The 14,745-nt window shown below is 53.6% G+C and carries 15 protein-coding genes; 7 read left to right on the top strand and 8 right to left on the bottom strand.

Annotated elements, in window-relative coordinates; all coding sequences use genetic code 11:
• Positions 1 to 29: 29 nt before the first annotated feature.
• The 7 genes from ACTUHY_RS03790 to ACTUHY_RS03820 form a co-directional block, all read right to left on the bottom strand.
• A complete protein-coding gene (locus ACTUHY_RS03790; RefSeq protein ID WP_442826655.1) occupies positions 30 to 731 on the bottom strand; it encodes a GntR family transcriptional regulator in 702 nt (233 codons plus the stop codon).
• Positions 732 to 746: 15 nt separating this feature from the next.
• Positions 747 to 1,718, bottom strand: a complete 972-nt coding sequence (locus ACTUHY_RS03795) for a C-terminal binding protein (protein WP_442826656.1) — start codon at positions 1,716 to 1,718, stop codon at positions 747 to 749.
• 15 nt (positions 1,719 to 1,733) lie between these two features.
• Entirely contained in the window at positions 1,734 to 3,005 is a 1,272-nt protein-coding gene (locus ACTUHY_RS03800) for a TRAP transporter large permease (RefSeq protein WP_442826657.1), read from the bottom strand.
• A 6-nt stretch (positions 3,006 to 3,011) separates the two neighbouring features.
• Positions 3,012 to 3,506 carry a TRAP transporter small permease gene (locus tag ACTUHY_RS03805; protein ID WP_278673818.1) on the bottom strand — a complete coding sequence of 165 codons (495 nt, stop codon included), beginning with the start codon at positions 3,504 to 3,506 and terminating at the stop codon, positions 3,012 to 3,014.
• Positions 3,507 to 3,585: 79 nt separating this feature from the next.
• A complete protein-coding gene (locus tag ACTUHY_RS03810) occupies positions 3,586 to 4,611 on the bottom strand; it encodes a TRAP transporter substrate-binding protein (protein ID WP_442826658.1) in 1,026 nt (341 codons plus the stop codon).
• Between the two features lie 39 nt (positions 4,612 to 4,650).
• Positions 4,651 to 5,052 (bottom strand): aconitase X swivel domain-containing protein, encoded by a 402-nt coding sequence (locus tag ACTUHY_RS03815; protein WP_442826659.1) that lies wholly within the window; start codon positions 5,050 to 5,052, stop codon positions 4,651 to 4,653.
• The gene (locus tag ACTUHY_RS03820) at positions 5,053 to 6,258 is read right to left on the bottom strand and encodes an aconitase X catalytic domain-containing protein (RefSeq protein WP_442826660.1); all 1,206 of its coding nucleotides are present in this window, start codon (positions 6,256 to 6,258) and stop codon (positions 5,053 to 5,055) included.
• Between the two features lie 441 nt (positions 6,259 to 6,699).
• Here ACTUHY_RS03820 and ACTUHY_RS03825 point away from each other — a divergent pair, with 441 nt between their 5' ends.
• Positions 6,700 to 7,236 (top strand): chromate transporter, encoded by a 537-nt coding sequence (locus ACTUHY_RS03825; RefSeq protein ID WP_442826661.1) that lies wholly within the window; start codon positions 6,700 to 6,702, stop codon positions 7,234 to 7,236.
• A 34-nt stretch (positions 7,237 to 7,270) separates the two neighbouring features.
• On the opposite strand, the gene ACTUHY_RS03830 is transcribed toward ACTUHY_RS03825, so the two are convergent.
• Positions 7,271 to 8,119 carry a P-loop NTPase gene (locus ACTUHY_RS03830; RefSeq protein WP_278673813.1) on the bottom strand — a complete coding sequence of 283 codons (849 nt, stop codon included), beginning with the start codon at positions 8,117 to 8,119 and terminating at the stop codon, positions 7,271 to 7,273.
• Between the two features lie 327 nt (positions 8,120 to 8,446).
• Here ACTUHY_RS03830 and ACTUHY_RS03835 point away from each other — a divergent pair, with 327 nt between their 5' ends.
• The 6 genes from ACTUHY_RS03835 (at position 8,447) to aroC (ending at position 14,742) form a co-directional block, all read left to right on the top strand.
• Complete coding sequence (locus ACTUHY_RS03835) at positions 8,447 to 9,049, top strand: hypothetical protein (protein ID WP_442826662.1); 603 nt, start codon at positions 8,447 to 8,449, stop codon at positions 9,047 to 9,049.
• 370 nt (positions 9,050 to 9,419) lie between these two features.
• Positions 9,420 to 10,433: a 3-deoxy-7-phosphoheptulonate synthase gene (gene aroF / locus ACTUHY_RS03840; RefSeq protein ID WP_442826663.1), complete on the top strand. Its 1,014-nt coding sequence runs from the start codon at positions 9,420 to 9,422 to the stop codon at positions 10,431 to 10,433.
• The gene (locus ACTUHY_RS03845; RefSeq protein ID WP_442826682.1) at positions 10,414 to 11,331 is read left to right on the top strand and encodes a prephenate dehydrogenase; all 918 of its coding nucleotides are present in this window, start codon (positions 10,414 to 10,416) and stop codon (positions 11,329 to 11,331) included. The genes aroF and ACTUHY_RS03845 overlap by 20 nt, the downstream gene beginning before the upstream one ends.
• Positions 11,312 to 12,376, top strand: coding sequence for a 3-dehydroquinate synthase (aroB, locus tag ACTUHY_RS03850; protein ID WP_442826664.1), 1,065 nt, complete (start codon positions 11,312 to 11,314; stop codon positions 12,374 to 12,376). Before ACTUHY_RS03845 ends, aroB begins: the two co-directional genes overlap by 20 nt.
• A 4-nt stretch (positions 12,377 to 12,380) precedes the next feature.
• Positions 12,381 to 13,673: a 3-phosphoshikimate 1-carboxyvinyltransferase gene (gene aroA / locus ACTUHY_RS03855; protein ID WP_442826665.1), complete on the top strand. Its 1,293-nt coding sequence runs from the start codon at positions 12,381 to 12,383 to the stop codon at positions 13,671 to 13,673.
• Positions 13,654 to 14,742 carry a chorismate synthase gene (gene aroC / locus ACTUHY_RS03860; protein ID WP_442826666.1) on the top strand — a complete coding sequence of 363 codons (1,089 nt, stop codon included), beginning with the start codon at positions 13,654 to 13,656 and terminating at the stop codon, positions 14,740 to 14,742. The genes aroA and aroC overlap by 20 nt, the downstream gene beginning before the upstream one ends.
• Positions 14,743 to 14,745 lie beyond the last annotated feature (3 nt).

A 14,745-nucleotide genomic window follows, 5' to 3' on the forward strand; every position in this document is an offset into this window, starting at 1 on the left:
GGGCTGTTGCGCATGCAACAGCCCCTCTCTTATGCCTTCTTTTTCCCGCTCTTGACCATGGCTTCGAACATGACCTTGTAGGACCATTCCAAATGGGCCTGGAGAAGGCGTTTGGCTTCCGGCAGGTCTTTGGCTTCCAGGGCATCGATGATCTCCAGGTGCTGGAGGGTACTTGTTTCGAAGGTATCCGTCATGATGTAGGCCTGGAGCTGGCCCAGCTGGATCCGTTCCGAAATGCTGGGCATCAGTTTGCGGATATAATGGTTGGAAGTATGCTCGATGAACAAATTGTGGAACATATTGTCCAGATGATACATATCTTCTGCCGAAAGGGAAGACTTATCCTTTTTGTAATCCTTGTAGGCATCCACGAAAACCTGGCGGATCTCCTCCAGATCTTTGGATGAAAAATGATTGATGGCCGTATCCAGTGCCAGCAGTTCCAGCACGATGCGGACATTGTAGATATCCCGCATATCCGCGATGGATAAGACATTGACCAGAGTGCCTCGGCCGCTGAGGGTCGTTACGAAATTTTCATTTTCCAGCCGGCTCAGGGCATTCTTGACCGGTGTACGGCTGATATGCAGGATATCCGCAACCGTCTGTTCTGTGATCACATCTCCTTGGCGGATATGGCCGGATAAGATCTGCTCTTTTAAGTAGCAGTACGCTTCATCGGCCAGAGAGCGGTGTTTGATTTTTCCGAGACGATATGGGATCTTTGTCATAGGGCCGTCCTTTTCTCAATTGACCAAATCGCGGGGGGGCTTTCCTTCTAGCATATTTTCCAGATTTTCCAGGGCCCGTTCTTTCAGAGCCCGGAACGATTCTACAGAAATGTAGGATACATGGGGAGTTACATAGATGCCCGGGCAGTGGAGGATGGGTTCTTCTCCAGTGGGCGGTTCCGTCTTGATCACGTCCAGGACGGCACCGGCGATCTTTTTCTCTTTGACGGCCGCAATCAGGGCCGCTTCATCTACCACTTTGCCCCGGGAAGTGTTGATCAGCCAGGCAGTGGGCTTCATCAGAGAAAGCAGGGGGGTGCTGATCTTATCCTGGTTTTCGTCACAGCCTTTCAGGTTGATGCTGACATAATCGGCCCGGCGGAAGCCTTCTTCCCAGTCCACTTTTTCCACTTGGAGAGCTGCCATATCTTCTTTGGAAACGAAATCATCGCAAGCGATGACTTTGATCCCCAGGCTCTGGGCACGGGCGGCTACCGTCTTGCCGATGACGCCCAGGCCGGCGATGCAGAGGGTCTGGGTGCTGATCCGGTTGACGATAAAGGGGACGGCCATGGCTCCCCAGCGATTACTGCGGCTGTCTTCCACAACAGTGGCGCTGTATTGGGCGATCCGCTTGTTGGCGAAATACATGGCAGCCACCACATAATCTGCCAGATCTTCCGCACAGTAACCGCTGATGTTGGTGACGGAAATCCCCTTGGCCCGGGCTGCCTGCACGTCGATCCGGTCGTAGCCGCCGCCGTAGACGGCGATTCCCTTGCAGTTCTGCAGCTGATTGATGGTGGAAGCTGGCAGGGACGCATAGACCTGGGCCAGGATGCCATCTGCTTTATAGCCGAATTCCTTCAGATCTTTTTCATAATCGTAAGTGGAACATCTGATTTCCACGCCGGGATAGCGAGCTTCCAGATATTCTTTTTCCATATCGTAGTCTTTCCATTCTTCATCGATGATCCAAATCAGCATAGGGAATCCCTCCTTTTATTTCATGAATACAGTGGTGACGGCCGGAATATAAGTTACAGAAGCCAGGACGGCCAGAAGTGCACCGATCAAAAAGATCAGTTCCTTGGAGAGGGCTTCCATCTTCACTTTGGAAATGGCGGTAGCCACAAATAGGTTGATCCCATAGGGCGGGGTGCAGAATCCGATGGCCAGGTTCATGGTCAGCATGATCCCGAAAGTGACGGGGTTCATGCCAAATTTCTTGCAGATGGGCAGCAGGATGGGGGTCAGGATGATGGTGGCGGGGATGTTGTCGATGAACATACCGACGATCAGCAGGAACAGGTTCACCATCAGCAGGATGACCACGCCATTGTTGCTGATCCCGGTGATGAAGGCTGCAATCTTCAGGGGGATCTGTTCCATGGTCAACAGAGCAGCAAAGGCGGTGGAAAGGCCTACCATGAAGGTGGTGGCGCCGTTGATGACGATAGCATCTTTCAGGGATTTATAGGTGGAAGAGGCATCCAGTTCTTTGTAGACGAAACGTCCTACGATGTAGGAATAAACCACAGAAACCACGGCTGCTTCCGTGGGGGTGAATTTGCCAGAATAGATCCCACCCAGGATGATTACAGGGGACAGGATGGCCCAGATGGCGTCCTGGAAGGTATGGACGATCTTGCTGAACGAGGCCCTTTCCGTGCTGCCCCGATAGCCCCTCTTTTTCGAGACGATGAAGCAGACGATTATCAGGGCAACCCCCATCAGGATCCCCGGCAGGAAACCAGCTGTGAACAGATTGGTGATGGAAGCCCCGGAGACCACTCCGTAAATGACGAAGGGGACGGACGGGGGGATGATGACACCGATGGTGCCGGCAGCGGCGGTCAGCGCAGCGGAAAAAGGCTTGCTGTAGCCATGTTCCACCATCTGGGGAATCATGAAGGCCCCTACGGCAGAAACCGTAGCCACGGCTGAACCGGAAATGGCAGCAAAGAACATGCAGACCACGATGGTGACCATGCCCAGGCCTCCGGTAATGTGCCCGATGAAACATTCAAAGAAATTCACCAGACGCTTGGCAATCCCGCCACCGCTCATCAGGTTCCCAGCCAGCATGAAGAAGGGAATGGCCAAAAGCGGGAAGGAATCCACCCCGGCGATGCTGTTCTGGGCAATCATCAAGGTGGGCATGGAAGTGAATTCCAGCATGGTGACCAGGGTGACGATGCCGATGGCATATCCGATGGGGACACTGAGCATGAGAAGGATCAGGAAAAGTCCAAAAAGAAAAATCGCTTCCATGGTCCGTTACACCTCCTTAAGGTCTGAACGGCCATAACGGATCTTGGTATACAGGCTGTATACAAGACGCAGGCTTAAAAAAAACGAGGCAACGGGCAGGGCCGCATAGACATAGGTCAGGGGCAGGCGCATCCCGGAGGAAAGGGTATGGCGGGAAGCCATGGACTGGCACAGGTCGAAGCCTTTGTAGGTAAGGAAGATGTTGAAAGCCAGCCACATGATATCCACCAGGATGTCCAGGATCCGGCAGGCCTTGGGCCCTGGGAGCCAGTGGTAGATCATCTCTACCCGGATGTGTTCATGATAGGCATAGGCCAGATCCGCCCCCAGCCAGATCTGCCAGATGAATACATAGCGGGATAATTCTTCGGACCAGGAAAGGGAAGAGTTGAAGGCCCCCCGCATGATGATCTGGGTAAAGATCAGCAGGGTATTGAAGACCAGGCTGAAGACCAGCAGCCGCTCTTCCAGAAAGGTCCACTTTTCCAGGAACTTATCCATAGTCACTCCTTTCTTCCAGAAAAAGGGGAGAGAGGGGTGTGAACCAATTCTTTTCACACCCCAACATTCTCCGACTCAACTATTTATTGTATTTTTCGCAGAGGTCGAACAAGGCTTTGCCAAATTTGGCCTGGTACTTGTCATACATGGGCTGCAGGGCTTTCCGCATGGCGGCTTTCTGATCTGCAGTCAGGATGTTGGTCTGGAGTTTGCCGATGGTTTCCAGATCTTTGATGGCCTTTTCATTGTCTTTCAGTTCCATCTTCCGCTGTTCATCTACGCATTTCTTGGCTTCTTCCTGGAGCAGTTTCTGATCATCTGCACTCAGGGATTTGAATTTGGCATCATTCATCATGAAGGCCAGGAAGTTGTGGACGTGCTCATCGATGCTGGAATATTTCTGGACTTCATAGAATTTGTTGGCGAAAGTCAGGGAAGGCGGGTTTTCCTGGGCTTCTACTGTCCCCTGCTGCAGGCCGGTGTACAGTTCCGTGAAGCTCATGGGAGTGGGGTTGGCTCCCAGGGTCTTGTAATAGTCGATGAAGATCGGGCTTTCCATGACTCTCATCTTCAGGCCTTTCAGGTCTTCCGGCTTTTCGATGGGTTTCACTTTACTGGTGGTGCTCCGAGGACCATTGTAGGTGTATCCCAGGATGTCGATGCCCTTGGATTTGATCTTTTCCGAGAGCTGCTTGCCCACGTCGCCATCCATAGCCGCAAAGGCGGATTTGGCATCTTTGAACAGGTAGGGCATATCCAGGATGCCGAATTCATCACTGTAGGTGGTCAGGACGGAAGTGGAAGGAAGAGCCATATCCAGGGAACCAGTGGCCACGGCTTCCATCAGCTGTACGTCCCCACCCAAAGCGCCGTTGGGATAGATCTCGATCTTCAGGCGGCCTTTGGATTTTTCTTCCACATTCTTTTTGAAGTTCAGCAGGGCTTTATGGGTGGAGCGGTCTTCCGGTTCTACATGGCCGATCTTCAGGGTCACAGCGGAACCCTTACCGCCGCCTCCCTTGTCGCTGCCACCGCCGCAGCCGGTCAGCGCACCGATAGAAATCATAGCCGTCATCGCCAGGACAAACAGTTTGGATTTTTTCATCGTAAAGCCTCCTTTAATGAACTGGACAATGTGAGTTGATCACAGAATTTTTATCAGACCTGCATCTGCATCGATCTCGATGGTATCGTTTTCCTTCACTTCCTGATAAAAGGCGGGATCCACCTGATCCACCATGGGGATCTCAAAGAGGATGGCACTGGTGACCAGCACCGTATCCGGCCGCTGGACGATCATCCCTTTGGGCTGATTGTGCTGCTTCATCAGTTGGAAGAGGCCATCAGCCTGGACCACGCTGCTGCCTTTCCCACTGGGGAAAATCATGATCTTTCCGGTGATGCTCTTTCCTTCCAGGCTATGTTCTTTTTCGATGACAGTCCCTGTTTTCGGATCGATCAGATAGAACATCACATCATCGGTGGAAACGATGGCTGGACCTTCCGTCTTGCCTTCAGAAATTTTATGACAGGTAAACGTCTTCATTTATTTCACCTCCCCGGTCAGGGCTGCGTCAATGCAGGTATCGAGATTGCGGATGACGAAATGGATGCCCCGCCGCTGAGGGTAGTAGGCACATTTCGGAGATTCGGTGATGCCGATCTTTCCTTTCAGGAAATGCCAGCAGGGCTGATCCGGGCAGGTATCCGGTACGATATGGGCACCATAAGGCTCCAGCTGATCGTAAATGCCGGTCCGTTTGGCCATGGCCAGCACATGTTCTCCCGTCAGGATCCACATAGGGATGGCCAGTTTGCGGCCGTTGATCTTTTTTGCGATGTACTGACATTCGTTCAAGGTGAAATGTGGGCATCCGAACATGGCGAAATCCACAGGCCGAGGTGTATCTACCGAGATTTCATCCAGGACCTCTGCCAGGTCTTCATTGGTAATGGTGACCACCCGTTCCGGTTCCTTTCCGCCGAAGGCTGTCTCTACATCCGGTGCTTCCGGAGTGAAGCCGGGGATGTGGTACATATCATAGCAGCCGGAAGTGTTCAGCTCAGCCCCCAGATTCCGCAGGGCTTCCTTGGAAATGGTCTTGGGAAGGCCGGTGAAGACAGGGATCCCATGGCCGATCTTTTTTCCGCACATGCCCAGGATATGGTAATCGGCATCGCAGGTCATATCTGCTTCCACATTGACCAGGATGTTCCCATAGCGGTTCTCATCCAGCAGCAGGCCATATTCTGGCACATAGCCTGTGATGGAAGCAAAAAGTGCGGAGTTGGCGCCTTCCCGGTTGGAGCGGGCTCCCCAGATGGCGTTGACGAAGGGCGTGGCACTGGATTCAGAGAAAGCGCAGATTTCTCCGAACAGGGGGACGTTGGTATCGATATAAGGGGTGCAGTTGTAACTCAGCTCAGCCCCCAGTGTCCGATAAGCCTTGTCCGTCCGTTCCATCATGGCATAGTCATCGTCCGTAATGGTCCCTAGGGCTTTGAAGTAGCTGAGACAGAAACCTGGGTTGACTGTAGGACGGACCCGGCATTTGGCTCCCAGGCTGACCATTTTCTCTGCCAGCCAGAGATCCGCATCCTGGTTGCTCAAGGCCACATGGGACCGGGTGATGGGGACCATCCGCTTGGCTCCGAAAGATTCCCCGATGGCAACCTGGACTTTCATAGCCAGCTGGGCTCCCTGTCCATACTTGCCCTCCAACAAATCTTTTTGATCCTGCGTTAATTCCATGGATTTTTCCCTCCCTTTTTGTGTTTCTGGTATACAGGTTGTATGCAGCTTCTATGAGTACTATACCGAAAAAAATGAAAAAACTGCAATAATGTACGGGATATAAGTGGCTAACTTGCTGCGTCAATTGATTTTTATGAATAAAATGTAAAAAAAATAATATTTTTTTAAGACTATATGAACTATAAATATAAAACTAAATATAAAATTCGGCAAATATCGGCACGAAACTCGGCGTATCCTGCTTATCTTTCGCTTGCTGAAAACCCAATTGTATTTAGTTATCGCAAAATTCGTGCAATACTCTGGCCATGGAAGGCAAAAAGACATAAAATATTCTGAAGAATATAATATACAGTATACCATGTCCAAAGAGAGCGCAGAAAAGCTATATTTTTAAAAAGAAATGCGCTACAATAAAAAACATGGGAGGTAGGGAGAATGCCATCATTATGGAAATTGTTCGTGGTTTTTGCCCGGATCGGGGGCGTGACCTTTGGCGGAGGGATGGCCATGCTGCCCATCCTGCAGTCGGATATCGTGGAGCGTTACCATTGGGCCACAGAAGAAGAGCTGACGGACTATTATGCGGTGGGACAGTGTACCCCAGGCATCATTGCTGTCAACGTGGCTACCTTCATCGGGTATAAGGAGAGAGGAACCATCGGGGGGATCGTAGCGACCTTAGGGGTGGTGTTCCCTTCTCTGGTGATCATTTCGATCCTGGCGGCAGGGTTGGCGAATCTGTCAGATTATCCGGCGGTGAAAGATGCCTTTGCTGGGATCCGTGTGTGTGTCTGCATCCTGATCTTCAATGCAGTGTCCAAACTGGCTAGGAGCGCCATCGTGGACTGGCTGACCATCGGTGTCTTCCTGGTGGTGCTGGGCATCAATATGTTCACCGATGTTTCTCCTGTGGTACTGGTCATTTTTGCAGGTATGGTGGGGCTGTGGGGGAAATTAGGACTGAAAAAATAAAGAGGTTGTTGCGCTTGCAACAACCTCTTTATTTTTACTGATCCTGTTCAACCACCTTATCCACAATGCTGTTCAAGGCTTTGCGGCTGGCTTCGCTGATGTTTTCCAGGGGATTCCCTGCGTCTTCTGCAGCTACCACCTGGGGATCGATGGGAATCCGGCCCAGGAAAGGCAGGCCTTTTTCCTCGGCCAGGGCTTTGCCGCCGCCGGCTTTGAAAATATCTACTTCCTGGCCGCAGTGGGGGCAGACGAATCCGCTCATGTTCTCGATGATGCCCCGGACCGGAATATGGCCCAGCTGGCAGAAGCTCAGGGATTTCCGCACATCGGCCAGGGCCACTTTCTGGGGTGTGGTCACGATGATGGCTTCCGCATCTTTGATGGTCTGGACTACTGTCAAAGGTTCATCCCCGGTGCCCGGAGGGCAGTCGATGATCAGGTAGTCCAAAGGATCCCATTTGGTGTCGCTCATGAACTGCCGGATGGCACCCACTTTCAGAGGACCCCGCCAGATCAGGGCATCGTCCTGCTGGGCCAGGAACCCCTGGGCGGATAAGAATTCCAGATGGTCGCTGTAGCGGAAGGGGACCAGTTTTTCTCCTTCCACCTGGACATGCTTGTCCATATAACCCAGCATACCAGCTACGCTGGGGCCGTGGAGGTCCACATCCATCAGGCCCACCTGATAGCCCCGTTCGCTGAGGAGCAGGGCCAGGTCTACGGAAACCGTGCTTTTGCCCACGCCGCCTTTGCCGCTCATGACGACGATCTTATGTTTGACATGCTGCAGGAAATCGGCAATGGCCACATCCTGCGGGTTCTGCTTCGGATTGGATTCACAGCCGGAGCAGTGAGAATGATCGCAGTGATCACATTCGCTCATTGAAAAAACCTCCCTCAAGGTAAACAGTTATCAACCTGTCCCTATTATAGGAAAAAATCCAACTGAATGCAATCGGGTTACATTATAGTAAGAAGTCAGAAACGGTCCTGCAGGCCTTGAGATGTCAGACGTCAGTTTTATTCGATATAGCAGTACGCCCGTGCTTATCGCGGGTCAAGCTGATGTCTGACTTCTGATAGGCCCGCAAGGGCCGGTCTGACTTCTTATCCAAGCAATCCAAAACTTCCCCTGACTTGTAAGTCAAAAACAGTGTATAATAGGAGAAAGAAAATCCGGGTGCCTCGGTACCCACAAGGAGTGAAGGATATGCAGTGGAAAAAAACAATGGCACTGGCGCTCATGGCAGTGCTGTGTACTGCCCCGGGCTACGCAGCGGAACGGATGAGACTGGCGGATGGAGAACTTTTTGTTTCAGAACGAGTGGTCAAAGATGGCAGGGTCATCTATCAGGCCGCTGATGCCCATAAGGATTGGGAACATGACAGCGAAAAGGCAGTCCCCGGTCTGGTCTGCACGGCGTTCATCCCTCCCAAAGCCGGACAGGATGCTCCGGAACTGGCCAGCATCAAGAAGCTGACCACCCAGCAGGAAAAAATCCAGCAGGCCCGCCGCCGGTATTCCGGTGCTTCCTACGCCAACCGATTGGTACTGTATGCGTCCATGGATACCAACGGACAGAACGGGAAACTGGCCATCACCAAGGCAGAGCTGTTCGGCCGTCTGCTGAATGTGACGGTAGCCATCCAGGATCCTTCTGGCCTCCAGGATGACGGCAGTGAAGCCCTCAGCGAAGAGCATGTGGTGACCATCCCGGAAAAGAAATTGCCCCGGTTCGGCAACCTGCGGGTACGGTTCTCTGACACCACAGGCCATGCCCTGGAAGATTTGGATGTAGTGTTGGATAGATAGCACGACCCTGTAACTATCGATACATATTTTCGTTTCAATATGGTGGGAATCATTTCCCCATTGACGGATTTTGTAAACAGGAGTATTATATACGCATTCCAATGTATAAAGGCGGTTTGAATATGACTCTTTCCACTATGAACTGGGGAACTGCATATGGCTTCTACTTTACCCAGAGCTATTATTTTAGCTTTGGTTATTTTGGTTGCCATGAACTGCATGCTTGTCCAGCCGTGAAGAGAGACTGATGCTCCGGATCTCCGGAGGTTCCCATTGAACCGTAAAGCAGACTCCTTGCGAGTCTGCTTTTTTTGTGCAGAGGGCTTTTGTAAAAGTAGAATGGTAGGAAAGAAGAACAGGAGGAAACAACATGATTATCGTAATGAAGAAAGGTGCACCCAAGGAAGCTTCTGAAAAACTGAGAAAGAGCCTGGAACAGAGAGGTTTCACCATCCATGACAGCATCGGGGAAAACCAGGAAGTCCTGGGCATCGTAGGGGATACCAGCATATTGGATCCGGAAGATTTCATGGTGAATGAATGGGTGGACAAGGCCATGCGGGTCCAGGAACCTTTTAAACGGGCCAACCGGATGTTTCATCCGGATGATTCCATCATCGACGTCAGCGGGGTAAAAGTGGGCGGCAAAAAGCTGGTGGTTATCGCCGGTCCTTGTTCGGTGGAAGGCCAGCAGCAGATGGATACCATTGCCGCATCCGTGAAAAAGAGCGGAGCAGACATGCTCCGGGGCGGGGCGTTCAAACCTCGTACTTCTCCTTACTCATTCCAGGGGCTGGGGGACAAGGGTCTGGATCTTATCCGGCAGGCAGGGGCTGCCAATCATCTGCCCATTGTGACGGAAATCATGTCCGCAGATAAAATCGATGAATTTGTGGAAAAAGTAGATTTGATCCAGGTGGGAGCCAGGAACATGCAGAACTTTACCCTGCTCAAAGAACTGGGGAAACTGAAGAAGCCCATCCTCCTGAAACGGGGAATGTCCGCTACCATCGAGGAATGGCTCATGAGCGCGGAATACATCATGTCGGAAGGCAATGAGAACGTGATTCTCTGCGAAAGGGGCATCCGGACCTTTGAAACCTATACCCGGAATACCCTGGATCTTTCTGCCGTACAGGCGGTGAAGCGGCTGAGCCATCTGCCAGTGATCGTGGATCCCAGCCATGCCACCGGAAAAGCCTGGATGGTGCCTACCATGTCCAAGGCGGCCATTGCAGCAGGAGCGGACGGCCTGATCATCGAAACGCACAACGATCCCCAGCATGCTTGGTGCGATGGGGCCCAGAGCCTGTCCCTGTCGGCTTTTGAGAAGCTGATACAGGACCTGCGGATCCTGGCACCGGCTGTGGGACGGGAACTGTAAAGACAGAAACGGGAAGGAAATGGCAATGAAGAAATTGCAGAATACGGTAGTTGCGATTGTGGGGCTGGGTCTGATCGGCGGGTCTTACGCCAAGGCCCTGAAGAGCCAGAAGGTGAAGCGGATCATCGGGATGGATCGGAACCATATCGTCTCTCTCATGGCGAAGGATGAAGGCTATGTGACGGAACTGGCGGACGGGGAGCCGGAACGCCTCCGGGAAGCGGATGTGATCATCTGCTGCATGTACCCCAGTGCCTTTGTCCCTTTTGTTCGGGAACATGTCCAGTATTTCAAGCCGGATGTGCTCCTTACCGATGTGATGGGAATCAAAGGGAGCATCCCGGACCAGGTGGATGCCCTCCTGGGACCGGATATGGATTTCGTCCCCACCCATCCTATGGCGGGACGGGAAGGCAAGGGTTACAGCCAGAGCACTTCCCAGATTTTCCAGGGGGCCAATTTTATTCTGATCCGCCGGGCGAACAACCTGCCGGACCATGAAGCTTGGCTCCGGAATATGGCCTATGAGCTGGGCTGTGCCCGGGTGGTGGAACTGACCGTGGAAGAGCATGACAGCATCATTGCCTATACCAGCGATCTGCCCCATGTGATGGCGGTTTCCTTGATCAACAGCGATTCCATGCAGGAAAATACCAAGTACTTTGTGGCCGGCTCCTTCCGGGATGCTACCCGGGTGGCAGATATCAATGCGGCCCTGTGGAGCGATCTTTTTCTCCTGAACAAAGGACCGGTGCTCCGGGAAATCAACAAATTGGAAATGCAGCTGGAGCACTGGAAAAGCGCCCTCCAGCAGGATGATCGGGAAGAACTGGAACAGATGATGGAGCAGGCCAAAAAGAAAAGAAGGGACATGTTCTATGGAAAAAATCTTCGTTGATCTGGGAGAAAAATCCTATACCATTGAAATCGCCGTCCATTCCTGGGCTGCCATGGGAAAAAAGGTCCGGGACCTGTCCAAGGCGGATAAGGTGGCCATCCTTACAGACCGGACCGTTGACGGACTCTATGGAGACAGCCTGGAACAGCAGCTCCGGAAGCAAGGGTTTTCTGTACGCCGGCTGGTGATGGAAGCGGGGGAAGACCACAAGAACCTGGAAACCTTCGGCCGCATGGTCCGCTCCTGTGCCGATTTCGGCATGACTCGCAGCGACCTGGTGATCACTTTGGGCGGCGGTGTCCCAGGTGACTTGGGCGGTTTTGTGGCTGCCAGCTTCCTCCGGGGAGTGGACTTCATCCAGATTCCCACGACGCTCCTGGCCCAGATCGACAGCAGTGTAGGGGGCAAGGTGGCTGTGGACCTGCCAGAAGGGAAGAACCTGGTAGGTGCCTTCTATCAGCCCAAAGGGGTCCTGATGGATCCAGAACTCCTCCGAAGCCTGGACCGGCGGTATCTCCATGATGGCTTGGCAGAAGTGATCAAATGTGCCGCTTTCGGCGATTCGGACCTGTTTGCCCGGCTGGAGCAGTTCCAGGGGGATGAAGATATCCTGGCCCATGCTGCCGAGATCAGCGCGGCCTGCTGCCGATTGAAGGTGAAGGTGGTGGAGGAAGACGAACGGGACGTGGGAGCCCGGATGGTGCTGAACTTCGGCCATACCATCGGCCACGCCGTGGAACGGTACTACCATTATGAAAAATATACCCATGGGGAAGGGGTGGCCATCGGCATGGTGCGGCTGACCCGGAATACAGAAAAAATGGGCTTGACCAAATCAGGTACGGCGGACCGGATCCAGCATCTGCTGGAAAGATACCGGATCCCCACAGAAGACCCCATCCGTGACCAGGATGTGCTGGCAGGGATCGCTATGGACAAAAAGAAACGGGGGAACCAGATTACGTTGATCATTGTCCCGGAAATCGGGAAAAGCCTGTTGAAGAAAGTGGCTTTTGCGGATCTGGAACCCTATGTGAAAGGATGAGATCATGACCACGTTGCGCATTGAGCCGGGCTCCCTCACCGGGACTCTCCGGGTACCTTCTTCCAAAAGCATGGGGCACCGGGCCCTGATCTGTGCAGCCCTGGCACAGGGGAAGAGCCAAGTGGAAGAAGTCAGCCTCAGCAAGGATATCCTGGCAACCTGTGACTGCCTCCGGCAGCTGGGGGCGGGGATCACTTCTCAAAAGGAAACAGACGGCCGTACCGGTTTTACGGTGGAAGGATGCCGGCCCCGCCAGGCGGGGAAGACCCTGGACTGTGGAGAATCCGGGTCCACGCTCCGTTTCCTGATCCCTCTGGCGGCGGTCTGCGGGGAAACTTTCACTTTCATTGGGGCCGGGAAGCTGGGCAGTCGTCCTTTGGATCCCTATGAAGCTATCTTCCGGGAACAAGGTCTGCTGTTCCAAAAGGGAAGTGAGATGGAAAATTTCCCTTTGAAGATCCAGGGACCGCTCCGGCCGGGGCATTTCACTTTACCTGGCGATGTGAGCAGTCAGTTTATCAGCGGGCTGCTCTTTGCCCTGCCCTTGCTGGACGGGGAGTCCACTCTGGAAATCACCGGGAAGCTGGAAAGCCAGAGCTATATCGCCTTGACCCTTTCCGCTTTGCAAAAGTATGGCATCCGGATCGAACACAATCATTATCGGCACTATCGGATCCCTGGGAACCAGCAGTACCAGCCCCGGCAGGGCGCCGTAGAAGGGGATTATTCCCAGGCGGCCTTCTGGCTTACAGCCGGGATGCTGGGCCGGACCATCGACTTATTGGGGATGGATCCCGATTCCCTCCAGGGGGACAAGGCCATCATCCCCATCCTCCAGAAAATGGGTGGACAGGTGGTCTTTGAAGGAGAAAAACTGGTGAGCCGGCCGGCGGTACCACTGGGGACCACCATCGACGGGGGAGACTGTCCGGATATCATCCCGGTCTTGACTGTGGCAGCAGCTCTCAGCCAGGGCCATACGGAAATCATCCACGCCGAACGGCTGCGACTGAAGGAATGTGACCGGCTGAAAGCCATGACCACAGAATTAAATAAACTGGGCGCCAAGATCACGGAACGGCCGGACGGCCTTTCCATCGACGGAGTGGAAGAACTCAATGGCGGCACTGTGGATTGCTGGAATGACCACAGGATCGCCATGAGCCTGGCGGTGGCCAGCATCTTTTGCAGGGAACCGCTGACCTTGGTGGGGGCTGAGTGTGTGGCCAAATCGTATCCGGAGTTCTGGCAGGATTTCGCAGCGTTAGGAGGACATTATGAGCAGTGTGATGGGTGAGCAGATCAAGCTGACCATTTTTGGAGAGTCCCATGGACCTTCCATCGGGGTAGTGATCGACGGGCTGCCGGCAGGCATCGAACTGGATCAGGAAGCTATCGCCCGGGAAATGAAACGGCGGGCTCCTGGCAACAGCAAGCTGGCTACCCCCCGGAAGGAAAGCGACAGTGTCAGCATCGAAAGCGGTTTCTTCAACGGCCGGACTACCGGCATGGCCCTTTGTGCCCGGATCCCCAACAGCAATGCCCATTCCAAAGATTACAGCAAGATGAAAGAAATCATGCGGCCGGGCCATGGGGATTATCCTGGCTATGTGAAGTTCCACGGCTGCAATGACTATCGGGGTGGGGGCAGTTTTTCCGGCCGGCTGACGGCTCCTCTGGTCTTTGCCGGTGCCGTGGCTAAACAGCTGCTGGCGGCCAGAGGTGTGACAGTAGGGGCGCATGTAGCCATGCTGGCAGGAGTCCGGGACCAGAAATTCAACCCTCTGGGAGAAACAGCGGAGATTCTGCGGGCCATGGGGGACGAGACTTTGCCGGTGTTGGACCCTTCCGTCCGGGAAACCATGGCGTTTCGGATCACGGAAGCCCAGAAAGAAAAAGATTCCGTCGGCGGCACCATCGAGTGCATGGCCATCGGCCTGCCGGTGGGCCTGGGGGAACCCTATTTCGATTCTGTGGAAAGCCGGCTGAGCCATGCCCTGTTCTCCGTCCCGGCGGTGAAAGGCATCGCTTTCGGAGATGGATTCGGCCTGGCGGAAATGCGGGGCAGTGAGGCCAATGATCCTATGGCCTATCAGGACGGGAAAGTGGTCTGCACCACCAACCATAACGGCGGCGTCACCGGGGGAATCACCAATGGGATGCCTCTGCTGTTCACGGTGGCCATCAAACCCACCCCTTCCATCGGCAAGACCCAGCACACGGTGAATGTGGTCACAGGGGAAGATACCACCCTGGAAGTCACCGGCCGTCACGATCCCTGCATCCTGCCCCGGGCCGTCCCGGTGATCGAAGCTGTGACGGCTTGGACCCTGCTGGATCTGTTCCTGTTAGCAGAACGGAGGTAAATC

The sequence above is a fragment of the Acidaminococcus nyctereutis genome, assembly GCF_052216985.1.
In the GTDB taxonomy this organism is placed as follows: Bacteria; Bacillota; Negativicutes; order Acidaminococcales; family Acidaminococcaceae; genus Acidaminococcus; species Acidaminococcus fermentans_A.

Bases quoted from the DNA above. Each gene is read 5' to 3' on its own strand.
- ACTUHY_RS03790 (WP_442826655.1), bottom strand. From the start codon at position 731: ATGACAAAGATCCCATATCGTCTCGGAAAAATCAAACACCGCTCTCTG.
- ACTUHY_RS03795 (WP_442826656.1), bottom strand. From the start codon at position 1,718: ATGCTGATTTGGATCATCGATGAAGAATGGAAAGACTACGATATGGAA.
- ACTUHY_RS03800 (WP_442826657.1), bottom strand. From the start codon at position 3,005: ATGGAAGCGATTTTTCTTTTTGGACTTTTCCTGATCCTTCTCATGCTC.
- ACTUHY_RS03805 (WP_278673818.1), bottom strand. From the start codon at position 3,506: ATGGATAAGTTCCTGGAAAAGTGGACCTTTCTGGAAGAGCGGCTGCTG.
- ACTUHY_RS03810 (WP_442826658.1), bottom strand. From the start codon at position 4,611: ATGAAAAAATCCAAACTGTTTGTCCTGGCGATGACGGCTATGATTTCT.
- ACTUHY_RS03815 (WP_442826659.1), bottom strand. From the start codon at position 5,052: ATGAAGACGTTTACCTGTCATAAAATTTCTGAAGGCAAGACGGAAGGT.
- ACTUHY_RS03820 (WP_442826660.1), bottom strand. From the start codon at position 6,258: ATGGAATTAACGCAGGATCAAAAAGATTTGTTGGAGGGCAAGTATGGA.
- ACTUHY_RS03825 (WP_442826661.1), top strand. From the start codon at position 6,700: ATGCCATCATTATGGAAATTGTTCGTGGTTTTTGCCCGGATCGGGGGC.
- ACTUHY_RS03830 (WP_278673813.1), bottom strand. From the start codon at position 8,119: ATGAGCGAATGTGATCACTGCGATCATTCTCACTGCTCCGGCTGTGAA.
- ACTUHY_RS03835 (WP_442826662.1), top strand. From the start codon at position 8,447: ATGCAGTGGAAAAAAACAATGGCACTGGCGCTCATGGCAGTGCTGTGT.
- aroF (WP_442826663.1), top strand. From the start codon at position 9,420: ATGATTATCGTAATGAAGAAAGGTGCACCCAAGGAAGCTTCTGAAAAA.
- aroB (WP_442826664.1), top strand. From the start codon at position 11,312: ATGGAAAAAATCTTCGTTGATCTGGGAGAAAAATCCTATACCATTGAA.
- aroA (WP_442826665.1), top strand. From the start codon at position 12,381: ATGACCACGTTGCGCATTGAGCCGGGCTCCCTCACCGGGACTCTCCGG.
- aroC (WP_442826666.1), top strand. From the start codon at position 13,654: ATGAGCAGTGTGATGGGTGAGCAGATCAAGCTGACCATTTTTGGAGAG.